Annotated in this window: 19 protein-coding genes; 15 read left to right on the forward strand and 4 right to left on the reverse strand. The window is 62.3% G+C overall.

All coding sequences use genetic code 11. The features are described from left to right. Nucleotides 1-28: 28 nt before the first annotated feature. Both ACRESH_RS03660 and ACRESH_RS03665 read left to right on the forward strand, forming a co-directional pair. Nucleotides 29-775, forward strand: a complete 747-nt coding sequence (locus ACRESH_RS03660) for an enoyl-CoA hydratase (protein ID WP_431740664.1) — start codon at nt 29-31, stop codon at nt 773-775. A gap of 168 nt (nt 776-943) precedes the next feature. Further along, nucleotides 944-1,621, forward strand: coding sequence for a DUF3313 domain-containing protein (locus ACRESH_RS03665; RefSeq protein ID WP_431740665.1), 678 nt, complete (start codon nt 944-946; stop codon nt 1,619-1,621). Here ACRESH_RS03665 and ACRESH_RS03670 read toward each other — a convergent pair. The 3 genes from ACRESH_RS03670 to ACRESH_RS03680 form a co-directional block, all read right to left on the reverse strand. Further along, nucleotides 1,618-2,025 (reverse strand): OsmC family protein, encoded by a 408-nt coding sequence (locus ACRESH_RS03670; RefSeq protein WP_431740666.1) that lies wholly within the window; start codon nt 2,023-2,025, stop codon nt 1,618-1,620. The two genes, ACRESH_RS03665 and ACRESH_RS03670, sit on opposite strands and share 4 nt — an antisense overlap. A gap of 142 nt (nt 2,026-2,167) precedes the next feature. Further along, nucleotides 2,168-3,466: a serine/threonine transporter gene (locus ACRESH_RS03675; protein WP_431740667.1), complete on the reverse strand. Its 1,299-nt coding sequence runs from the start codon at nt 3,464-3,466 to the stop codon at nt 2,168-2,170. A 178-nt stretch (nt 3,467-3,644) separates the two neighbouring features. Further along, on the reverse strand, nt 3,645-5,021 hold the full coding sequence (locus tag ACRESH_RS03680; RefSeq protein WP_431740668.1) for an L-serine ammonia-lyase: 1,377 nt from the start codon (nt 5,019-5,021) through the stop codon (nt 3,645-3,647). Between the two features lie 146 nt (nt 5,022-5,167). Here ACRESH_RS03680 and ACRESH_RS03685 point away from each other — a divergent pair, with 146 nt between their 5' ends. Next, a complete protein-coding gene (locus ACRESH_RS03685; RefSeq protein ID WP_431740669.1) occupies nt 5,168-6,106 on the forward strand; it encodes a LysR substrate-binding domain-containing protein in 939 nt (312 codons plus the stop codon). Nucleotides 6,107-6,116: 10 nt separating this feature from the next. On the opposite strand, the gene ACRESH_RS03690 is transcribed toward ACRESH_RS03685, so the two are convergent. Then, nucleotides 6,117-7,826, reverse strand: coding sequence for a sulfatase-like hydrolase/transferase (locus ACRESH_RS03690; RefSeq protein WP_431740670.1), 1,710 nt, complete (start codon nt 7,824-7,826; stop codon nt 6,117-6,119). Between the two features lie 401 nt (nt 7,827-8,227). Between ACRESH_RS03690 and ACRESH_RS03695 the strand changes: the two genes are divergently transcribed. From ACRESH_RS03695 to ACRESH_RS03750, 12 genes are read left to right on the forward strand one after another with little or no spacing between them, the layout of a single operon-like run. Next, nucleotides 8,228-9,580, forward strand: a complete 1,353-nt coding sequence (locus tag ACRESH_RS03695) for a UDP-glucose dehydrogenase family protein (RefSeq protein ID WP_431740671.1) — start codon at nt 8,228-8,230, stop codon at nt 9,578-9,580. Then, nucleotides 9,577-10,647 carry an NAD-dependent epimerase gene (locus tag ACRESH_RS03700; protein ID WP_431740672.1) on the forward strand — a complete coding sequence of 357 codons (1,071 nt, stop codon included), beginning with the start codon at nt 9,577-9,579 and terminating at the stop codon, nt 10,645-10,647. Before ACRESH_RS03695 ends, ACRESH_RS03700 begins: the two co-directional genes overlap by 4 nt. Beyond that, on the forward strand, nt 10,644-11,390 hold the full coding sequence (locus ACRESH_RS03705) for a sugar transferase (RefSeq protein ID WP_431740673.1): 747 nt from the start codon (nt 10,644-10,646) through the stop codon (nt 11,388-11,390). The genes ACRESH_RS03700 and ACRESH_RS03705 overlap by 4 nt, the downstream gene beginning before the upstream one ends. Beyond that, a complete protein-coding gene (locus ACRESH_RS03710; RefSeq protein ID WP_431740674.1) occupies nt 11,391-12,038 on the forward strand; it encodes a CpsD/CapB family tyrosine-protein kinase in 648 nt (215 codons plus the stop codon). Between the two features lie 22 nt (nt 12,039-12,060). Next, nucleotides 12,061-13,080: a polysaccharide biosynthesis/export family protein gene (locus ACRESH_RS03715; protein ID WP_431740675.1), complete on the forward strand. Its 1,020-nt coding sequence runs from the start codon at nt 12,061-12,063 to the stop codon at nt 13,078-13,080. A gap of 20 nt (nt 13,081-13,100) precedes the next feature. After that, the gene (locus tag ACRESH_RS03720; RefSeq protein WP_431740676.1) at nt 13,101-14,693 is read left to right on the forward strand and encodes a GumC family protein; all 1,593 of its coding nucleotides are present in this window, start codon (nt 13,101-13,103) and stop codon (nt 14,691-14,693) included. Further along, complete coding sequence (locus tag ACRESH_RS03725) at nt 14,690-15,775, forward strand: glycosyltransferase family 4 protein (protein WP_431740677.1); 1,086 nt, start codon at nt 14,690-14,692, stop codon at nt 15,773-15,775. Before ACRESH_RS03720 ends, ACRESH_RS03725 begins: the two co-directional genes overlap by 4 nt. Then, nucleotides 15,772-17,142, forward strand: coding sequence for an O-antigen ligase family protein (locus ACRESH_RS03730; protein ID WP_431740678.1), 1,371 nt, complete (start codon nt 15,772-15,774; stop codon nt 17,140-17,142). Before ACRESH_RS03725 ends, ACRESH_RS03730 begins: the two co-directional genes overlap by 4 nt. Continuing rightward, entirely contained in the window at nt 17,139-18,104 is a 966-nt protein-coding gene (locus ACRESH_RS03735) for a glycosyltransferase (protein WP_431740679.1), read from the forward strand. The genes ACRESH_RS03730 and ACRESH_RS03735 overlap by 4 nt, the downstream gene beginning before the upstream one ends. After that, nucleotides 18,097-19,233 (forward strand): glycosyltransferase family 2 protein, encoded by a 1,137-nt coding sequence (locus ACRESH_RS03740; RefSeq protein WP_431740680.1) that lies wholly within the window; start codon nt 18,097-18,099, stop codon nt 19,231-19,233. Before ACRESH_RS03735 ends, ACRESH_RS03740 begins: the two co-directional genes overlap by 8 nt. Nucleotides 19,234-19,242: 9 nt before the next feature. Continuing rightward, complete coding sequence (locus ACRESH_RS03745) at nt 19,243-20,253, forward strand: polysaccharide deacetylase family protein (protein WP_431740681.1); 1,011 nt, start codon at nt 19,243-19,245, stop codon at nt 20,251-20,253. Then, entirely contained in the window at nt 20,250-21,554 is a 1,305-nt protein-coding gene (locus tag ACRESH_RS03750) for a lipopolysaccharide biosynthesis protein (protein ID WP_431740682.1), read from the forward strand. The genes ACRESH_RS03745 and ACRESH_RS03750 overlap by 4 nt, the downstream gene beginning before the upstream one ends. Nucleotide 21,555: the final 1 nt, after the last annotated feature.

A 21,555-nucleotide genomic window follows, 5' to 3' on the forward strand; every position in this document is an offset into this window, starting at 1 on the left:
CCTACGACAAAAACAATAAAGGCTTGCCATGAACGACCTGATTATTCGTGACCTGAACAACGGCCTGTTGACCCTGACATTCAACCGGCCAGACAAGCTCAACGCCTTGAACAGTGCCATGTACAGCCAGCTGGGCGACCTGTTGCTGGCGGCGAGCGATGACCCGCAGGTCGAGGTTCTCGTCATCACCGGCGGCGCCCAATGCTTCAGCGCTGGCAACGACCTGAAGGATTTTCTCGACCACCCGCCCAGCGACATGGACAGCCCGGTGTTTCGCCTGATGCGCATTGTCATGGCACTGGACAAGCCACTGATTGCCGCGGTCTCCGGTGCCGCTATAGGTATCGGCACGACCCTGCTGCTGCACTGCGATCAAGTGTTGGTCAGTCGCACGGCGAAACTGCGCATGCCTTTCGTGCCCCTGGGCCTGTGCCCGGAGTTCGGCTCCAGCCTGCTGCTGCCGCGCTTGCTGGGGCACGCCCGAGCTGCCCGACTGCTGCTGTGCAATGAACTGCTTACGGGTGAACAAGCGCTGCAATGGGGTTTGGCCAACGAGTTGCACGACGACGGTGAACAATGTCTGAGCGCCGCCCGGCAATTGGCGCAGCGCCTGCAAAGCCTGCCGCAGGAAGCACTGCGCGTCAGCAAACGGTTACTCAAGGATGCCCACCGGGAAGAGCTGGAAGCCACTGTTCGCCGTGAAGGCCTGCTGTTTATCGAACGCCTGCACACCCCGCAAGCGAAAGCGGCATTACGGGCATTGGTCAAGGATTGACGCCCTGGGACGGCCAGGTTGTTTTTAGCGAAAGTCTGTGCATTGCGTTTTCGTCTACTGGTCCGGGTCAGTGAGTTGTGCACGAACAAAATTTGTCGTGCTGCACTGGCCAAGCACCAACCAACTGCTAGCGTTGCTAGCAAGCCAACTGCCGAGTGTCCAGCTGATATGAACCCAACCCTGCGCTCTACCCTGCTTTGCGCCACACTCATTGCCTTGGCCGGTTGCGCCAGCTCCCGCGTCGACCCGAGCCAGTACTCCGGTTTTCTCAAGGACTACAGCCGCCTGAAGGAGGCCGAAAGTATCTCCGGTGCACCGGTAATGCGCTGGATCGACCCCAACCTCAAGACTGCCCGCTACACCCAGGCGTACATCGAACCGAGTCAGTTCTACCCCAAACCGCAGCCCACGGAAGTGATCTCGACGCAAACGCTGCAAGAAATCACCCGCTACTACGATACGGCACTCAAGCGCGAGTTGGGCGCTGTAGTACCACTGGCCACAGGTCCGGGCCCGAATGTGCTGGTGGTGCGCCCGGCAATTACCGCAGTCGCCACTCACACTGAAGGACTCAAGCCTTATGAAGTGATCCCGATCGCCCTGGTGGTGGCGGCCGTCAGCACCGCCGCCGGTGGTCGTGACCAGGATGTCGACATCGCCACCGAAGCTGCATTTCTCGACGGCGGCAACAACGCGGTGCTGGCCCAGGTGGTGCGCAAAGGCGCTGGCAAGGCGCTTGAGAACAAAACCACCCAGCTGACCGTGCAGGACGTAAAACCGGTGCTCGACGGCTGGGCCTCGGACATGCGCCGCAGCTTCGTCAAGCTCAAGAGCGAGTCGCGTTAGGCGCTCAACTGACTGTCGATGACAATGCTGCCGCTGAGCAGCTTGTGCACCGGACAGGCATTGGCCACACCCAGCAGGCGCTCACGCTGGGCCGCATCGAGATCACCGTGCAGTTTGATGACACGCTTGATCTCGGTGCGCATGGGCGTGGTTTTCTCTTCCTTGATAATGTCCAACTGCACATCAACATGCTGCAGCGGCCATTCTTTGCGCCGGGCATACATCGACAAGGTGATAGCGGTGCATGCTCCCAGGGCCGAGAGCAACAGCTGATGAGGATTGGGGCCAGCGTCGCGGCCACCGAGCGCCTGGTTTTCATCGGCCAGCCACTGGTTCGCACCAGCGCACAGGTTGACGGTATAAGGGATCTCACCCAGCTTGGCGTGGACAGTAGAATCGGTCATCTGCGGGGCTTCCATTGCGCTGGCCAAGCCAAAAGGGCCTGGCGCGAGTGTGTTCACACTAGCGTCAGACCCTGCGCAGGGGAAGGCGCAATCACGGCCTGCAGTGTCCTGCATTTAGAACAACGGCGAAGCAACCCGTGGTTCAGGCAAAGAAAGAATACAAAATCGCCGACAGGGTGATCAGGCCGATCAGCACCACAAAGACGTTGGACACCTTGCCCGAGTACTTGCGCAGCGACGGCACCTTGTGGATGGCGTACATCGGCATCAGGAACAGCAGGCACGCGATGATCGGCCCGCCGAGGTTCTCGATCATGCCCAGAATGCTCGGGTTGAGGGTGGCCACGGCCCAGCAGGTCAGCACCATGAACAGCGCGGTCAGTTGCTCCAGACGCTTGGCTGGCAGTTGCTTGCCGCGGCTGCGCAGGCTTTTCACGATCATGCCCTGGAAGCCTTCGCTGGCACCGATGTAGTGGCCCAGGAATGACTTGGTGATCGCCACCAAGGCAATCAGCGGTGCGACGAAAGCAATGACCGGTGTCTGGAAGTGGTTGGCCATGTACGACAGGATCGAGATGTTCTGTTGCTTGGCTGCCGCAAGATCTGCCGGGCTCAGGGCCAGCACGCAACTGAAGCAGAAGAACATGACCGTCAGCACCATCATCACGTGGGCACTGGCCAGGATCCGGTTGCTCTTCTGGTCGGCCTGCTCGCCGTAGCGGTGTTTCTGCTCAACGGCGAAGGCCGAGATGATCGGCGAATGGTTGAACGAGAAGACCATCACCGGGATCGCCAGCCATAAGGTCTTGAAGAACAGGTCCAGCGGCATGCCTTGCGACGCTTGGGCGAAGAAGGCGCCATTCCAGTTGGGGATCAGGCTCAGGGCCAGCAACAGCAACGCGGCGACAAAGGGATAGACCAACAGGCTCATGACCTTGACGATGATGCCCTGGCCGCTGCGGACCACGATCATCAGACCGCAGATCAGCAGCAAGGCCAGCAGCGCCCGCGGTGGCGGGGTCATATGCAACTGGTGCTGCATGAAGCTGCCCAGGGTATTGGTCAGCGCTACGCTGTACACCAGCAGGATGGGGAAAATGGCCAGGAAGTACAGCAAGGTGATCAGCTTGCCAGCGCCGACGCCGAAGTGTTCTTCCACCACTTCAGTGATGTCTTCGCTGGCGCCACGCTTGCCGGACAGCACGAAGCGGGTCAGGCCACGGTGCGCGTAATAGGTCATCGGGAACGCCAACAGCGCCAGCACCAGCAGCGGCCAGAAGCCCCCTACCCCGGCATTGATTGGCAGGAACAGGGTGCCGGCGCCAATGGCGGTGCCGTACAGGCCCAGGACCCAGGTGGTGTCGTGACGGTTCCAGGTTTTGCTTTGCGCGGGCGCAGCCGTGCTCGCACCCAGGTGGGTGGTGGTGTTTACATCAGTCATCGATATTGCCTTGTAGTTGTTTTTGTTGCTTATGAATAACTTGGAACGGTGGTAGCAGCAGTGCAGTAAACCTTTGTTGTGGGAGCGGATTCATCCGCGAAGAGACGCAACGCGTTCCCAATGGGACCGCTACGCAGTCCTTCGCGGATGAATCCGCTCCCACAAAAGCTTTTGGGTTTCAACACTCGACAAAAGCGACCGCCAGGCCGCCGCGCGAAGTCTCCTTGTAGTTGGCATGCATGTCGGCACCGGTATCGCGCATGGTACGGATCACCCGGTCCAGGGAAATGAAGTGCTCGCCATCACCGCGCAAGGCCATCTGCACGGCGTTGATGGCCTTGACCGCAGCAATTGCGTTGCGCTCGATGCACGGGATCTGGACCAGGCCGCCGACCGGGTCGCAGGTCAGCCCCAGGTTATGTTCAAGGGCAATTTCGGCGGCGTTTTCCAGCTGCATCGGGGTCGCCCCAAGCACTTCGGCAAGCCCCGCCGCAGCCATTGAGCACGCCGACCCCACCTCACCCTGGCAGCCCACTTCAGCGCCGGAGATCGAAGCGTTTTTCTTGCACAGGATGCCGACAGCGGCAGCGCTGAGCAGAAAGTCGATAACGTCGTTGTCGCAGGCATCGGGGTTGAACTTCATGTAGTAATGCAGCACCGCTGGAATGATCCCTGCGGCACCGTTGGTGGGCGCCGTGACCATGCGTCCGCCGGCAGCGTTCTCTTCGTTGACCGCCAGGGCGAACAGGTTGACCCATTCCATGGCGCTCAATGTCGAGCCGATCACGTTGGGCTTGCCCAGTTCCTGCAGGCTACGGTGCAGCTTGGCCGCGCGGCGCTTGACTTTGAGGCCACCGGGCAGGATGCCTTCGTTGCGCAGGCCGTTGTCGACGCACTCGCGCATCGCCGCCCAGAGTTTGAGCAAGCCACAGCGCACCTCGGCCTCGGAGCGCCAGGCCAGTTCGTTGGCCATCATCAGTTCACTGACGCGTAACTGGTGTTGCTTGCACAGCGCCAGGAGTTCAGCGCCACTGTCGAAGTCGTAGGGCAGCTTCACCTGCTCGGCGCTGTCGCCTGCAGCGCCAATCTGCGCAGCCTCGACGATAAAACCACCGCCGACCGAATAGTAGGTTTGCTGCAGCAGTGAACCGGTCGCGCTGCTGGCTTCCAGGGTCATGGCATTGGGGTGGTATGGCAGGCTTTCGTCGAGCAGCAGCAAGTCGAGATTGCAATCGAACGCAACGCCATGATGCCCATCGAGCAGCAGCACCCGACTGTCTTGCAACTGGGCGATGAGCGGCTCGATACGCTGTGGGTCGATCTGGTCGGGCCATTCGCCCATCAGCCCCAGCAGGCAGGCGCGGTCGGTGGCATGACCGACACCAGTGGCCGACAACGAGCCATACAGACGAACCTCCACTCGATTGACCTGCTCCAGCAGGTCCTGCTCGCGCAAGGCCTGGACAAAGGTCGCAGCCGCCCGCATCGGGCCTACGGTATGGGAGCTGGACGGCCCGATACCAATCTTGAAAAGGTCGAAAACACTGATAGCCATGCTAATGCCTGCACGCTCAAGCGACGAATGTCACCCTGCGGCGTTGTGAAAAAATTGAAGGATGTCGCGAAGTTGCGCGATACTGCCCGGTCACTGTGGCATTGACCAACGAAACTTTCTAAGCAAGCCTTTAGTAGAACTAAACGATGAGACGACAGATGAATGGCCAGATGTATGTCTGGTTGCATGTGTTTTCCTGTGCGGCACGCCACCTGTCGTTCACCCGCTGCGCCGAAGAACTGCACATCACTCCCGGCGCGGTGAGCCAGCAGATCCGTCAGCTGGAAGAGCGCTTGGGCTTTCGCCTGTTCCTGCGCCGCGCCCGTGGCGTAGAGCTGAGCGCCGAGGGGCAGCGCTTGGCGCAGACGGTCAGCGAAGCCTATGGCAGTATCGACGCCGAGTTGCTGCGCCTGGACGCCGGCGAGATTCGAGGCACCCTGCGCCTGCGCTCGATTCCCTCGTTCCTGGCCAAGTGGCTGACCCCGCGCCTGCCGCGCCTGCAACAACGCTACCCGGACATCCAGCTACGCCTGGTGGCCGAGGACAGTAGCCAGGCCCTGCATGAAGGCGATTTCGACCTGGCCATCGACCTTAACGACGGCAGCTACCCGGGCATGCATTCAACCCCGCTGCTCGATGAGCAGATTTTCCCGGTCTGCTCGCCGACCCTGCTACGTGGGCGTCCGCCCCTGCATGGCCCAGCCGACCTTGCGCACTATCCGTTGCTGCACGACATCACCGCCTGGCGGGGCAGTTCGGAGTATGCCGAGTGGGAGTTCTACCTGGAGGGCATCGCTGCCGGGGGGCTGGACGTGCGCCGCGGGCACACCTTCAACCGCAACCACCTGACCATCGAAGCGGCGATCGCCGGCATCGGCGTGGCCATTGCTCGGCGTACCCTGCTCAATGACGAGCTGGAGCGCGGCACCCTGATCGTGCCGTTCGGTCTGCCGATCGCCAACCACAAGCGCTATGTGTTGCTCTATCCGCCCGGTGGCCTGGCGCATCCGAGCGCCAGGGCGGTGCATGACTGGCTGGTTGAAGAAGCCGAAAGCTTTCGCACCTTGCACGCCCCTGCGCTGTAAACAGCCAGCATCAGTCGGCCTGACCGAGCGGCATGTGCTCGGCGGCAGCCGCGTCAGTGGGGGTCACCACCTGGCTCAGGTCAATGCGCTTGAACACCGGCTCTGCCCCCAGCCTTGCGTTGAAGCGGGTGTTGAAACTGAAGTCGTCTTCGGTCGGCACCGCCAGCGAGCGCCCATAGATTGGCGTGAAGGCAGCCGGATCGTAGCCCAGCAACTGCAACAAGGTCGGGAAGATGTTGTAGTGGCTGGAGCGGTCCTTGTTGCCTGCCAGTTGCGCTTGCCAGTCGAGGGTCTTGAGTCCTGCCCCCTGGATCACCACCAATGGCACCAAGCCCTCCTCCTCCACCGGATCGCTGTCGCAATGGGTGTTGAGGCCGGGGTTGCCGCGCTCGTGCAGGTCCTGGCCGTGGTCGGAGGTGTAGATCAGCACGGCCTGGCTCAAGTCGGCCTTGGCGAACAACCGGTTGAAGAACTCGCCGACATTCCACAGCAGGCTGTTCTTGTAGGCGTTGCGATACAACACCCAATCCTCGGGCTGCCCGGAAAAACCATCGCGTCGACCCGTGTCGGTGATGTCGGCGTACTGCCCGCGAGGCAAGGCCGGGCGGTAGGCCATGAACTCATCGGGATATTTGTCGTGCACCGGAAAATGCACCCCGACCTTGTTCATCACAATCAACTGCGGCTGGCCATCGCCGAGCAGTTCGATGAGTGTTGCCACCGCCGCCATGTCGCGGTCACGCACCGGGGTGCTGTCGAACTGGATGAACTGGTCAATATCGCGTTTTTCGGTAGTGTTCATCAGGTTCTGCAAGTTGCCGCCAGTGCGCTGGGCGTCGATGTACACGGTGCCCAGGCCGGCATTCTTGGCGTACTGCCAGATCGACGGCAGGGTCGAGTTGATGCGCAGGTAATCACTGCGAGTACCGCCATAACGCAGGGTGACATTGGTGTCGGCACTGCAGTTGGCAATCGAGGCGGCATAGCCATAGTTGAAGATGCTCGCCCCGGGCTGGGTTTGGTTGAGCTGGCTGCGCACGCCATGCACGCTGTTCAGGTCCAGGTAGTTGCCGGAGACACTCTCGTCGATGATCAGCACAATGTCGCGGGCCAGTGCCGGCCCTGTGTGTGCCAGGCTCACCGGCTCGCGGGGGCCGACACGGTCGTGCAACGACTCATAGGCAAACAGGTTCAGGTACGCCAGCGACGTATACATGATCGGCAGGCCACGCGCGCCCTCGCCCGCGCGCACGAACAGAATCGCCGTCAACAGGGCGATAGCCAGCAGCGGCGCAGCCCAGGGCAGCATGGCCGGTCCCGGCACCGTGCGCCGTGGACGCAAGCCCAACCCGAGCAGCAACAGCACGGTCCGCGCCAGGCTTGCCAGGATCACGCTGTGGTACTGTTCCAGGGCCTCGCCGATAAAACCGCCGGAATAGACCATCGATATGAATGCGCTGTAGGTCAGGTAATCCGCGGTGATGCGGGTATAAGCGTCGAAAAACAGTGCACTGGCGGAAAACACCAGGGCAAGCGCCCAGCGCAACCAACCCTGGCGAATGTTGGCGCTGAGCAACAAGGCCAGCACCAGTAACACGAATACCCCGCCAAACAGCACCAGTGCCGGGCTCGGGCCGATCGCCTGCACGCGTTCAAGGTAGTAGGGGGAATGGCTGAGCAGGTAAACAACAAGCAGCAATTCCTTGAAGTATTGGCGCATGACTCCCCCGCAAAATAGCCCTTCGACCCTAGACGGCTTCTTCCACGTTAGCAGTGCTGCAACAAAGCGCAAACCAGAAAACGTCAAATTAATGACAAACTTGCGCACACTGATTCTGACACGTTGATAACGCAAAAGCGTTGCATTCGTGAAACAACCACATCCACAGAAGCCACGCCATTAGCGGTTTTCGACCGTTCATCGTTTTCATTGACGGCCATTTGCCACCCCTTGAGCAGCTAAAGCCCCGATTTAGAAAGGCTTGATGGCGAAAAGCCTAATTGGTAGGGAGTGTAAATCTGCCGAAACATGCCATTTGATTGACACGACCTTTCACAGGTGGGCTATACCGAGATCACATCACTGTTGCATTCCCCTTACTCCATACGAGGCGCGCCGACATGGACGTGAGCGTATTTGGCACCGGCTACGTCGGTCTTGTGCAAGCTGCCGCCCTGGCAGATGTTGGTCACCGTGTGTTGTGCGTCGATGTCGACGCCCACAAGATCAGTCAGTTGCGTCAGGGCGTTCCGCCCATCAGCGAGCCTGGGCTGTCGAGCATGCTCGAAGAGAACATCAAGGAAGACCGCCTGCTGTTCAGCACCCAGGCCAGCGACGCGGTCACTCATGCCGAGTTGATCTTCATCGCCGTCGGTACTCCCCCTGATGAAGACGGCTCGGCCGACCTTTCCCACGTGCTCGGCGTGACCCGGCAGATCGCCAGTTTGATGGAGGCTGACCGCACCCTGATCATCAAATCCACAGTCCCGGTCGGCACTGCCGACAAAGTCGCGCAACTGGCCCGGGAAGAACTTGAACGCCTGGGCAAAGGCGCCTTGCGGGTGCGGGTGGTGTCCAACCCTGAATTCCTCAAAGAGGGCAGCGCTCTGGCTGACTGCATGCGCCCGGACCGAATCATCGTCGGCACCGCCGATGACCAGGCCCATGACCAGCTGGCCGAACTGTACGCGCCCTTCTGCCGCAATCATGAAAAACTTATGTTCATGGACAACCGCAGCGCCGAGCTGACCAAGTACGCGGCCAATGCGATGCTCGCCACGCGAATCAGCTTCATGAACGAGCTGGCCAATCTCACCGAACGTCTCGGTGCCGATATCGAGGCGGTACGCAAGGGCATCGGCTCCGACCCGCGGATCGGCTACCACTTCATCTACCCCGGTTGCGGCTTCGGTGGTTCGTGCTTTCCCAAAGACCTGCGCGCCCTGCTGCACACCGCAGAACGCAGCGGCATGCCGCTGCGCCTGCTGCAAAGTGTCAGCGAAGTCAATGACGCCCAGCGGCAGATCCTCTTCGGCAAGTTGAAGCAACACTTTCCCGGCAGTCTGGCCGGTAAGTCCATCGCCCTCTGGGGCCTGGCCTTCAAGCCCAACACCGACGATATGCGCGAAGCGCCGAGCCGCTACCTGATGGAGGCCCTATGGGCCGAGGGGGCGACGGTGTGCGCCTTCGATCCGGAGGCCATGTCCGAGTGCCGGCGGATCTACGGCTATCGCAACGACCTGCGCCTGTGCGCCACCCGTGACGATACCCTGGAAGATGCCGACGCCCTGGTGATCTGCACCGAATGGAAGAACTTTCGCGTAGTCGACTTTGCCCTGCTGGCGAAAAAGCTGCGCAGCCGCCTGATCATCGACGGGCGTAACCTGTACAACCCCGATCAGGTCGCCAGCTTTGGCCTGAGCTACAGCGGCATCGGCCTGCGACAGGTTCAACCACAGGTGCCGACACCATGAAAATACTGGTCACCGGCGCCGCCGGTTTCATCGGTGCCCACTGCACCCTGCGCCTTTTGCGCGATGGCCATCAGGTAATCGGCCTGGACAATTTCAACGATTACTACGACCCGGCACTCAAGCAGGCGCGGGTGCGCTGGATCGAATCTCAAGCACAGGCCTTCGAGCTTTTTCCCCTGGACCTGAACGACGCTGCCGGCATGGCAGCGTTGTTTGCCCGTGAACAACCCGAGGCGGTGATTCACCTGGCCGCCCAGGCCGGGGTGCGCTACTCCCTGGAGAACCCCCGGGCCTACATCGACAGCAACCTGTGTGGTTTTCTCAACATCCTCGAAGGCTGCCGCCGTCATCCGGTGCAACACCTGCTGTATGCCTCCTCAAGCTCGGTGTACGGCGCCAACCAACACACCCCGTATCGAGTCCAGGACACGGTGGATCATCCGCTGTCATTGTACGCTGCCACCAAGAAAGCCAACGAGGCCATGGCCCACAGCTACAGCCACCTGTTTGGCATTCCTGCCAGCGGCCTGCGTTTTTTTACCGTGTACGGCCCCTGGGGCCGGCCGGACATGTCACCGATCCTGTTCGCCCGCGCCATTACCGAAGGCCGGCCGATTCAGCTGTTCAACTACGGTCAGCATCAGCGCGACTTCACCTACATCGACGACATCGTTGAAAGCCTGGTGCGCCTGATTCCGCTGCCGCCCAAGGCCGACCCTGACTGGAACCGCGGGCAACCGGACCCGGCCAGCAGCCACGCGCCCTGGCGCCTGTTCAACATTGGCGGCCAGCGCCCAGTGGAGCTGAGCGAATACGTCGCCTTGCTGGAAAAGCACCTGCAGCGCAAGGCCGAAGTCGAACTGCTGGCGTTGCAACCGGGCGACGTGCTGACCACCTGCGCCGACGCCAGCGCCCTGGAACAGGTTACCGGCTTCACCCCACAGATTTCTCTCGATGACGGGCTCGGGCGCTTCGTCGCCTGGTTTCATCACTACTACTCGCACATCGACAAGGACACTGTGCGGGTCAACGGGCAGATGCCCGCGCCTCAATGGAGGGCGGTATGACAGGACAACCTAAAAGTGCGCAACTGCAGGCACTGCACCAAGACAAACGCATGGACCCGGCGCATCGCCAGCGCATCGACGCTGCTATTCACATGCAAGGCCGTGGCTGGCTGACCGGCCGCGTCGGCGGGCGTCCCTGGACCCTGTCACGCACCAACCGGGTGGTCGCCTGTGTGGGCGCACTGGGCATCCTGGCGCTGATTTCGCCGCTGTTGCTGGTGCTGGCCATACTGGTCAAACGCAGCGGTCCAGGCCCGGTGTTTTTCGTGCAGAAACGCACCGGCTACCGCGGTCGCGTCTTCGGCATGTTCAAGTTCCGCACCATGGTTGCCAATGCCGAGGCGTTGAAGGATTCGGTGCGCCACCTGAACAAGCACGGCGCCGATGCCATCGATTTCAAAATCGACAAGGACCCGCGTGTCACCCCTATCGGCCAATGGCTGCGGCGCAGCAGCCTGGACGAGTTGCCCAACCTGTTCAACGTGGTGCTCGGCGACATGCGCCTGGTCGGTCCCCGCCCCACCTCGTTCAACGCCTACCGCTACAAGGACAACCACCTTGCCCGCTTGAGCATCCACCCCGGCATGACCGGCCTGTGGCAGATCTCCGGGCGCAGCGACATTGACTTCGACCAGCGCGTCGAACTGGACCTGAGCTACATCAACGAACAGAGCCTGATGCTGGATCTGAAGATCCTGTTCAAGACTCCGTTCAAAGTCTTCAGCGGCCACGGAGCAAGTTGAATGGACGGTTCTACTTCAAGAAGTCTGACCATCGCCACCCCCAGCGAAACCAACCTGACGTCTACCGTGCTCGACGCGGACCAGCGCATCTTGTTGCTGACCGCTGCCAACAGCGGCAGCGGCACCAGCACCAGCGCCCTGGCCTTCGCCAGCCAGTTGGCGCTGATGAGCGGCGGCCCGGTGCTACTGGTGGACAGCAGCCCCAGCAGCAGCAACCTCAGCCAGCAAATGAGCCTGCACAAACTGCGCGGGTTCAACAACCTGATGTTCGACCAGGAACACCCACCGCTGATGCAGGACTGCATCGTGCGCCTGAGTGACCAGCCCTTCGACGTGCTGCCCGCGGGCACCTACAAGCGCGGCAAGGAGCGGCTCAATCCGGACCTGCTGCGAGTGCTGCTGCGGCAGTTGGGCGAGCACTACCGCTTCGTGGTGATCGACGGCGAGGCGGTCTACGCCAGCGCCGACAGCCTGGTGATCGGTACCCTGGCCGATGGTGTGATCCTCGTCGTGTGCGCAGAGGACACCCGCTGGGAAGTGGCCCAGGCCGCGGCCCAACGCCTTTCCCAGGCCGGCGCCAAATTGATCGGCAGCGTCTTCAACCGGCGCAAGTACTACATGCCCAAGTGGCTGTACAACAACCTTTAGGCCAGCAGACCAGGAGCCTTCCATGAAATACACATCGCTTGCGCTGTGCCTGCTGACCCTGGCCGGCTGCGCCAACCAGGAAACCCGGCAAATGCCGGTGCAGATCATGACCGCTACCCCGGCCAACGCCCAGAGTGCCGAACTGCCACGCAGTGAGCAGGTACTGCGGCCACAAGACGTGCTCGATGTGATCTTCCATATCAGCACCAGCGGCTCCGAGGCCTACCGCATCCAGCCGGGCGACACTGTGGGCCTGGCGTTCCTCTCGGCCGGCTCGCTCAATGGCAACCAACTGGTGCTGCCCGATGGCAGCATCGAGCTGCCTCGGGCCAACACCTCGGTGAAGATTGCCGGGCAGACCCCCGACCAGGCCCGCCAGACCATCCAGCGGGCTTATCGCAACAAGAGTCTGTTCCAGCCCAATCGCGACCAGCTGACCGTGCAGGTGATCAGCCCGCTGACCGACGAGCAGAACCTCAAGAACGCCCTCAACCACCCCGGTACCGGGATGAGCCGCGAGATCACCGTAAACAGCGACGGCCAGGCCAGCTTTCCGGAAATCGGCTCAGTGCCGCTGCAGGGCATGACCGTCACCCAGTTGCAGACCTACCTGAACAAGCGTTACGCCGACCTGCCCGGGCGCATGACCGTCGATGTGATGCTCAAGTCCACTGCGGTCAACGAGATTTACGTGCTCGGCGAAGTCGGCCAGCCCGGCGCCTACCCGATCCGCCGTCCGGTCTCGGTGCTCGAAGCCCTGACCCTGGCCCGTGGCCCGAACATCAAGGCGCGACTCGATTCGGTGGTGATCATGCGGCGCAACGGCAACCAGGTCCAGGCCATGCCCTACAACGTCGACAAGGCCCTGGACGCCAGTGCCGCGCAAGTGGCCTACCTACAGCCCGACGACATGCTCTACGTGCCCAAGACCAAGCTGGCCAGTGCCGGCGACCTGGCCCGGCAACTGGCCGATGTGGTGCTGTTCCAGGGGGTCGGCTTCGGCTTCGCCTACCGTGTTGACAACAAAGACAGTGACAACTAATTCAAGGCGGGTGAACACGCATGAATACAAAAGAAAACTACCTGCACGAATTCTTCAGGATCTTCTTCGCCAACCGTCAGTTGGTCAAAAGGGTGTTCCTGGTTTTCGCAGTGATCGCCTTGTTGTTGCCGCTGGTACTCAAACAGAGCTTCGACATCACCGCTGAAGTGATCGTGCAGTCGAAGAAGCTGTCCCAGAGCGATACCAACACCGCCCTGGCCCAGGAGGCCGACAAGTTCATTCCACCGTCGCTGGCGGACATGGAAACCGAGAGCAACATCCTGCGCTCGCCAACCCTGATCCGCCAGACCATCAGCCAGTTGCGCGACGAAGGCCAGTATGAAGTCGCCCCAGGTCCGCTCCAGCGCCTGCTGTTCGAGCCGATCCGCACCTGGATCGTCAACCCGTTGCGTGAGCATGTGATCAACCCGCTGCGCGCGCTGTTTGGCCTTGAGGTCGATCCGGTGCGCGATACCCAGCTCGATGCCTTGACCGACGAAGCGATAAACAACCTCAAGATCGAGACCCTGCCGGGTTCCAACGTGGTCTCGGTGACCTACAGCTTTTCCGACCCGAAACTGGGTACGCTGTTTGTCAGCCGGCTGCTCGACAACTACCTGCGCAACCGCCAGAACCTGCAGTCCAACGAACTGCCCCAGGAATTCTACGAGCAGAAGAAACAGCAATATCAGGTACGCATGGACGACCTGGAAAGCAAGCGCCTGGGGATGCTTGAAGGCATCGGTTCGTCGGATCCGAAGGAAGAAATCACTTTCCGTCTCAATGCCATCAACACCGAAGAGCAGGCCCTGAACCTGTACCGCGACCGCTTGCTGCAAAGCCAGCAGTGGCTGGAGTACCTCAAGACCAGCCTGGCGTCGGCCAACAACGCCGGCATGCGCGATTTCGCCTTCCCCTACACCTTCACCACCACCGTCGACAACGCGGCCTTCGAAGACCGCGAGATCAAGCAACTGGGTGAACAGTTGACCACCCTGGTACTGACCTACGTCAGCGACCTGGCGGTATTCCAGCCCAGCAGCGAGCAGATGCTGCTGCAACGCGAGCAGATCGCCAAGACCCGCCAGCAGTTCCTCAAGATCGTCTCCAACCGTATCAAGGAGCGGGAAAAAGACCTGGCCGTGGTCCAGGAGGTGATCGCCCAGAAAACCCGGCGCATCGTCGACTTTAAAAGCCGGATCCACCAGTTGCAGCAGACCCAGAGCAAGGCCCGCCAGCTCGACACCGAGATCGACGCCCTGCACAAGGCCTTCTTTACCTACACCCAACGTTACGAAGAAGCCCGCGGCGAGCAGCTGCTTGCTGGTGACCTGTCCAATGCGCGGGTGCTCAGCGCACCGTACGAGCCTGCCGAAGCGGCCTTCCCCAAACCCTTGCTGATCGTGCCATTCGGCTTGCTCACCGGGTTGTTGCTGGCCATTGCCCTGGTCTATGTGCGTGAGTTCTTCGACCATCGCTTCAAGCACCCGGCGCAAATCAGCCAGCAACTGGACCTGCCGGTGCTGCTGGTGATCAACGACCAGACCCCGGAAACCCCCAACCCCTACAAGGGCTGGTCGCTGCCGCGGCTGGTGCACTGGGTGCGCAATTGAACGCAGCCCTGCCCCCACGGCCGATCATCCACCTGCTGAGCAGCGGTGGTTTCTACGGCGCCGAGCGGATGCTGCTGGACCACTGCCAGGCCACCCCGGGACAGCACCTGGTGCTGTTCCTCGGGGCCCCGGATGACCTGGTGGCGCGCTTTCGCGCCGCCGGCGTGGACTGCCGCAACTGCGAGGGCCTGGGCCAGTTGTTGACGCAGTTGCGCCAGCGCCATGACCAGCAGCCGCTGCTCAACAGCCACAACTTCAAGGGGCTGGTGTTTGGCTGGCTGGGCGCCAAGCTCTGGCGCCTGCCGATGGTCGCCACCCAGCATGGCTTTACCCCGAGCAACCGTAAGCAGCGCCTGTATACCTGGCTGAGCCTGCAGCTTTGCCGTACCGCCACCATCGGCCAGGTGGTCTGCGTGGCCGAGAGCATCAAGCGCATCCTGCGCCAGGCCGGTGTCGCCGAACGCAAACTGCAGGTGATCCCCAATGGTTTGCCCGAAGCCATCGCCCTGCCCGAGCACAGCCATGGCCACGGGCGTTGGCTGGCCGGTTACGTCGGGCGCCTGAGCCAGGAGAAAGGCCCGGACCTGTTTCTCGACAGCCTGATCCCCCTGTGCCAGCGTCATCCGCAACTGGATGCGGTGATGCTCGGCGATGGCCCGGAGCGTGAAGTATTGCAAGCACGCATCGATGCCGCCGGGCTGGGTCAACGCATTCGCCTGCCGGGCTTTCAGCACGACATGCGCCAATGGATGGCACGCCTGGATGCCCTGGTGATCAGCTCGCGCACCGAAGGCACGCCGATGATTTTGCTTGAAGCCATGCAGGATGGCGTACCGGTGGTGGCCTTTGACGTCGGCGGTATTCCTGATGTCATCGAACACGGCCGCAGCGGCCTGCTGGCCCGGCCCCTGGCGGTGGATGAACTGGCCGCACAGCTTGAGGCGCTGATACTCGATCCGGCCCAGGCCGACGAGCTGATCGCCCAGGCCCGGCGCACTCAACGCGAACGTTATCACCTGCCGACGCTGGCACAACGCTGGGCCCGGGTTTACCTGGGCGCGGCCACGGAGACCTGCGCATGATCATCCCCCTGTCCCTGATCGGTCTGTTGGCAATCGTCAGCCTGGCCCTGCTGGCCAGCCCCTATCCTTTCCTGGCACCCGGTGCGGTGATTGGCCTGGCTGGCCTGCTGGCGCTGTACCGGCGGCCGGCCTGGGGACTGCTGGCGATCATCACCCTGGTACCGCTTGAAGGCCTGTTCAAGGACACTGAACTGTCGGCGGTTAAACTGATCGGTGCCGCCCTGGCCCTGGTGCTGTTGCTGCAACTGGCGGCAGGGCAACTGCCCGGCGAGCGTCTGCGCAGCTCCATGTGGCGTTTGCTGCTGGGCTTTTTGGCCCTGTACCTGCTGAGCTTCCTGGCCAGCGAAAGCAGCGAGATGTCCCTCGGCCATTTCCGTGAACTGGCGGTGGGCCTGCTGCTGTTCGCCATCACCTTGCTGGTCGGTCGCGAGCTGAACCTGCCGATGATGTGCCGCCTGGTGACCCTGAGCGTCGGCGTGACCTGCGTGATGGCGATGCTCTCCAGCAAGTACCAGGACGAGGGCCGCGCCGCGGGCCTGCTCACCGACCCCAACCTGTTCGCCATGCTCATCGCCATCGCCGTGCCCATGGCGTTGTGGCTGGTGCTCAAGAGCCCGAACCGGCTGCAGCGTTTGTTCTGGATTGCCTGCTGCATCCTGTTGCTGGCTGGCATGACCAAAACCAACTCGCGTTCGGGACTGGTGGTACTGCTGATCAGCCTGGTGATCGCCCTGGTTCACTACCGCGGCCAGCTCGGTCGCCTGCGTCCGCGGCACCTGGGCTTTGCCATGCTCGGCCTGGCGATCCTGCTGCCGCTGACCGTTGCACTGATGCCGGACGCCTACATTGAGCGGATCCAGACGCTGTCGGCGCTTAAATCCGGAGTCAACGCCCACAAGGACGAATCCCTGGGGCGGCGCTCCTCCTACATCGTGGTCGGCAGCAAGATGATCCGCGAGCACCCGCTGATTGGCACGGGTCCCGGTACCTTCCCCCTGCACTACGCCACCACCGGGTATGCCAAGGCATTCTCCTCAAACAAAAAAATCGGCGACCTGTATCGGCGGGCGCACAACACCTACCTGGAAATCTTCAGTGAGGTCGGCGTACCAGCCGGCCTGTTGTTCACAGGCTTGATCGTCTTGGCCTTGTACAACTTCTGGTACGCGCGCCGGCTATGGCAGCAACAAGGCGATCACGACCAGGCCGACCTGCTCACCCATTTGTGCATGAGCATGCTTGCCATTGGCTTGTTCCTGATGTTCCTGAGCGCGCCGAACCAAAAATACGTGTGGATCATGCTGGCGCTGTCCAGCGTACTGCGCCTTAAAGCAGAGCAAGCCCGGTTGCCGCAGGTGGCGGCATGACCCAGGTCAGCATCGTGGTACCAATGTTCAACGAGGCCCGGCATATCGCTCGAACCTTGCAATCGGCCCGACGTGCCGCCGAGTTTGCCGGGCTCGACTGCGAGCTGGTGGTGGTCGATAACGGCTCCAGCGATGACGGTCCGCAGATCGCCCGCAGCCTTGGCGCCCGGGTGTTGAGCCTGCCGGGGCTGACCATCGGCGCCTTGCGCAATCGCGGCGTGCAGGCCAGCGAGGGGGAATGGCTGGCCTTTCTCGATGCCGATATCGAAGTGCCGGAGCATTGGCTGCGCGTGCTCCTGGACCTGCATGAGCAGGCCCGCGGCGATGTCTTTGCCCTGGATTGCGACACCCCGCGCCAGGCGTCCTGGTTCGCCCAGGCCTGGCAGCGCCGCACCCTGCGCGCCGGTCCCGTGCTACACAGCACGCAGTGGCTGCCGACACCCAACCTGCTGATGCGCCGCCACTGGTTCGACCAGGTCGGCGGTTTCAGCGATACCCTGCGCACCGGTGAAGACAAAGACTTCACCTTGCGCCTGAGCCAGGTGGGTGCGCGCCTGCTGGCCCTGCGTACACCGGTGGTACTGCACTGGGGCTTCGAAGGCAGCTGGGGCGAATGGCTGGGCAAGGAACTCTGGCGTCAGGGCAGCAACCTGCAACTGCTGCGCGACAACGGCGTAAGCCTGCGCTTGCTGCGTTTTCCGCTGCTGTCCATCGGCGCCTGGGTGCTCGACGCCATGGCTTTGTCGGCCTTGCTCGACGGTTTCCCGCACCTGGCGTTACTCATGCTGTTCATCGCCAGTCTGCCGGCCTTGGCCTTGAGCCTGCGGCAAAGCCTGAAACACCGCGACCTGCTGTTCGTCCTGCAACTCTGGGGCTTGCACTGGATCCGCCTGCACCTGGCCGGAGCGGCCTTCGTGCTCAGCCTGTTCAACTGGAACGCAAGGAGGCCCGCCCGTGGCTGAATTCATCTTTTGGCTGTGTCTGTTGCTGCCCTTCTATGCCTGGCTTGGCTACCCCTTGCTGCTTACCGTTGCTGGGCCGTTTTTTCCTCGGCACACGCCAGCCCCCTTGCCACCGCAACAGCTCAGCGTGGTGGTCGCCGCGCACAATGAGGAACGGCATATCGAGCACAAGCTGCACAACTTGCTGACTCAGGATTATCAAGCTGCCCGTTTGCAGATCATCGTCGCCAGCGACGGTTCGACCGATCGCACCGTCGCCCTGGCACGCCACTTCGACGACCCACGCATCCTGGTCCTCGACCTGCCGCGCCAGGGCAAGAACAGTGTGCTCAACGCCGCTGTCAGTCACTGCACGGGGGATGTCCTGGTGTTCACCGATGCCGATGTGCATTGGCTCGACGGCACCTTGGCCGTGCTGTTGGCGCCCTTTGCCGACCCTGAAGTCGGCGGCACCGTCGGCAACATGATCATCCCCGTCGCGGGCAAGGGCCTGAGCCTGGGCGAAAGCCTGTACCGCCACTACGAGGCCTGGCTGCGCCGGCTGGAAAGTCGCACCGGATGCACGGTTTCGGCCGACGGTGCCCTGCAGGCCGTGCGCCGCGAGCTGTACCAAGCGATTCCAGCACAGGTCAACGACGACTTCTTTATCAACACCAGCGCCCCGGTTGCTGGCAAGCGTGTCGTCTATGTCGATGAGGCCAAGGTTGTGGATCAAGGCGTTGACGAGGCTCAGAGACAGTTCAGCCGCCGTCAGCGCGTCACCGTCGGCGGCCTGATCAGCCTCACTGCGCGCCGTGAGTTGCTCAACCCGATGCGTCATGGCCTGTACGCCATCGCCCTGATCAGCCACAAGCTGATCCGGCGTCTGGCTCCGCTGCTGCTGTTGCCCTTGCTGCTGGCCAACCTCTGGCTGCTCGATGACCACGTCTTCTACCGCTTGTCCCTGGTCGCCCAGTTGCTCGGCTACGCCATTGCCGTCGCAGGTCTGCTGGATGTGCGTCAGCGCTTGCCCAAGCCGTTTCGCCTCGCCGCGTTCGTGTTGGTGACCCTGGCGGGCATGAGCGTCGGGCTGTGGCAATTTTTGCGTGGGCACAGCTACAACCAATGGAACCCCGACCAGACCCGATGAGTGCCTGACATGCCGATCAAGACCAGTCTCAAGCGTGCCAGTGGTTGGCTGTACCTCAACTCACCCAAGGGTCGCAGCCAATTGCGCGGCGCCGGAGTGATCCTGATGTTACACCGGGTGCTGGCCGACGACAGCAGCGCGGCCCTGCCCCATCGCAATGAACTGTGCGTCGGCCCCGAGGCCTTCGAGCGCCTGCTGCGCTGGCTGCAACGCCACTTTGACTGCGTGCACCTGATGGACCTGCTCAAAACCCACGAACACCCAAGAAGCAGCAGCCGTCCCAAGGTTGCCTTGACCTTCGATGACGGCTGGCGTGACAACGCCCTGCATGCCTTCCCGCTGTTGCAGCAGTACCAGGTGCCGGCGAGCATCTTCCTCTCCACCGATTTCATCGGCAGCCGCCAGCGCTTCTGGTGGGAAAGCCTGGGCGAAACGCTCTGGGGCAGCCATGGTGAAGCACCACGCCGGGTACTGATCGAGCAACTGCGCAAAATCGGCAGGCCGCTGCCCGCCGCCTACTTCATGAACGAGCGGCCGCATGCCCGCAGCCAAGTGCTGGCCAAGTACCTGCAAAGCCTCAAGACCCTCAGCCCCCAGGCCCTGCATCTGCTCACCGATGCCTGCCCGAACGAATCCCTGCCCCAGGCCCTGGACTGGAACCAGGTGCGCCATCTGGAGAGTTCCGGGCTGATCAGTTTCGGCCCCCATGGCGCCAGCCACGCGCTGTTGCCGGGTCTCGACGACCAGCGCCTGGAAGAAGAGCTGAGCCGCAGCCACTATGCCCTGCAACAAGGCTGCAAGCAGCCGCTGCCGGTGTACTGCTATCCCAATGGCGACCATGACGCGCGAGTGCGCGAGCGTCTGGCGGCCCATCGCTACCCGTTCGCCCTGAGCACCCGTGCCGGCATCTGCCAAGGCTGTGACGACCCGCTGGCGCTGCCGCGCATCGGCGTCAGCCAGCGCAACGCCAGCCGGCCCTCGCTGCTGGCCTGGCGCATCAGCCGCGGAGGCCGCTCATGAGCCGCAACCACTATATGCGCCATCTGCTGCTGAGCATGGGCACGCGCCTGGCGATGATCGCCCTGCGCCTGTTGCGCAACGTTCTGCTGGCGCGCATCCTCGGTCCCAGCGAGCGCGGCCTGTTCGCCCTGCTCAGTACCCTGCCCGACCTGATCAGTGCCGCCACCAGTGGCGGCTTGAACACCGCGGTCGGCTATCAGGCCGCCAAGCAACGCTCCATGGGCCTGCTGCTGAGCCAGGTACTGATTTTCGGATGCCTGGTGGCCGGGGCCTTGACCCTGGTCTGCGTGGCCCTGGCCCGGGAGTTCGGCAGCGAACTGGAAGTGACCAGCCAACTGGGTTTACTGGCTTGGTTGCTGCTGTTGGCCGTGCCACTGACGGTGCTCAAAAGCGGCCTGCTGACCCTGCACAACGCCAGCGGCGGTGTGGGTGCCTTCAATGCCCTGCGCCTGAGCGAATCGCTGGCACCGCTGCTGCTGTTTCTCGGGCTGTTCTGGATGTGGCAGCACGCGGCGCTGGAAGCGGCGCTGATCAGTTGGCTACTGGGCCTGAGCCTGGTGGTAGTGCTCGGTTTGTTCTGGCTCGGCCGCCAGCACTCGATCCGCCTGTGCTGGGACCGCAGCGGCCAACGCGAACTGCTCGCCTATAGCGCCAAGAGCCACCCGGACCTGCTGTTTCAACAGCTGATCCTGCGCTCGAACTACCTGTTCATCAGTGCCATGCTCGGCAGCACGGCGCTGGGCCATTACGCCATGGCCAGCGCCGCCGCCGAACTGCTGCTGATCGTCCCCGAGGCAGTGACCACGCCGTTGATGAAGCGCCTGCTGCAGCAGGACGCCGGCATGGACAAAATCACCCCCCTGGCCTTACGCCTGACCGCCACGGTAATGCTTGGCGCCTGCCTGAGCATGGCGCTGATCGGCGAATGGCTGATCGTTACCCTGTTCGGTGCTGAATACCAACCGGCTTATCCGGCGCTGCTGGCCTTGCTGCCGGGGCTGTTCGGCCTGTGCTATGCGAGCATCCTGCGCCTGGACCTGCTGGGCAAGAACCGTCCCGGCACGGTGTCTTTGATGATGGGTATCGGCGCCGCGCTGAACCTGCTGCTCAACATCGTGCTGATTCCAGCTTACGGCATCGTCGGCGCAGCCATGGCCTCGTCCATCGTCTACCTGCTGGTGACCCTGGCGATGCTGCTGCTCTACTGCAAACTCAGCGGCGTACCGCTGTGGCAGACCCTGCTGGTGCTGCCCAGCGACCTGGCGCCACTGCGTCAGATGCTGCAACGGCGGCCGGCATGAT

Origin of the sequence: Pseudomonas sp. (assembly GCF_050739775.1) — a bacterium.
Lineage (GTDB): Bacteria > Pseudomonadota > Gammaproteobacteria > Pseudomonadales > Pseudomonadaceae > Aquipseudomonas.

Bases quoted from the DNA above. Each gene is read 5' to 3' on its own strand.
- ACRESH_RS03735 (WP_431740679.1), top strand. From the start codon at position 17,139: ATGACCCAGGTCAGCATCGTGGTACCAATGTTCAACGAGGCCCGGCAT.
- ACRESH_RS03690 (WP_431740670.1), bottom strand. From the start codon at position 7,826: ATGCGCCAATACTTCAAGGAATTGCTGCTTGTTGTTTACCTGCTCAGC.
- ACRESH_RS03750 (WP_431740682.1), top strand. From the start codon at position 20,250: ATGAGCCGCAACCACTATATGCGCCATCTGCTGCTGAGCATGGGCACG.
- ACRESH_RS03715 (WP_431740675.1), top strand. From the start codon at position 12,061: ATGAAATACACATCGCTTGCGCTGTGCCTGCTGACCCTGGCCGGCTGC.
- ACRESH_RS03745 (WP_431740681.1), top strand. From the start codon at position 19,243: ATGCCGATCAAGACCAGTCTCAAGCGTGCCAGTGGTTGGCTGTACCTC.
- ACRESH_RS03660 (WP_431740664.1), top strand. From the start codon at position 29: ATGAACGACCTGATTATTCGTGACCTGAACAACGGCCTGTTGACCCTG.
- ACRESH_RS03670 (WP_431740666.1), bottom strand. From the start codon at position 2,025: ATGACCGATTCTACTGTCCACGCCAAGCTGGGTGAGATCCCTTATACC.
- ACRESH_RS03705 (WP_431740673.1), top strand. From the start codon at position 10,644: ATGACAGGACAACCTAAAAGTGCGCAACTGCAGGCACTGCACCAAGAC.
- ACRESH_RS03710 (WP_431740674.1), top strand. From the start codon at position 11,391: ATGGACGGTTCTACTTCAAGAAGTCTGACCATCGCCACCCCCAGCGAA.
- ACRESH_RS03665 (WP_431740665.1), top strand. From the start codon at position 944: ATGAACCCAACCCTGCGCTCTACCCTGCTTTGCGCCACACTCATTGCC.
- ACRESH_RS03730 (WP_431740678.1), top strand. From the start codon at position 15,772: ATGATCATCCCCCTGTCCCTGATCGGTCTGTTGGCAATCGTCAGCCTG.
- ACRESH_RS03700 (WP_431740672.1), top strand. From the start codon at position 9,577: ATGAAAATACTGGTCACCGGCGCCGCCGGTTTCATCGGTGCCCACTGC.
- ACRESH_RS03720 (WP_431740676.1), top strand. From the start codon at position 13,101: ATGAATACAAAAGAAAACTACCTGCACGAATTCTTCAGGATCTTCTTC.
- ACRESH_RS03680 (WP_431740668.1), bottom strand. From the start codon at position 5,021: ATGGCTATCAGTGTTTTCGACCTTTTCAAGATTGGTATCGGGCCGTCC.
- ACRESH_RS03685 (WP_431740669.1), top strand. From the start codon at position 5,168: ATGAGACGACAGATGAATGGCCAGATGTATGTCTGGTTGCATGTGTTT.
- ACRESH_RS03675 (WP_431740667.1), bottom strand. From the start codon at position 3,466: ATGACTGATGTAAACACCACCACCCACCTGGGTGCGAGCACGGCTGCG.
- ACRESH_RS03695 (WP_431740671.1), top strand. From the start codon at position 8,228: ATGGACGTGAGCGTATTTGGCACCGGCTACGTCGGTCTTGTGCAAGCT.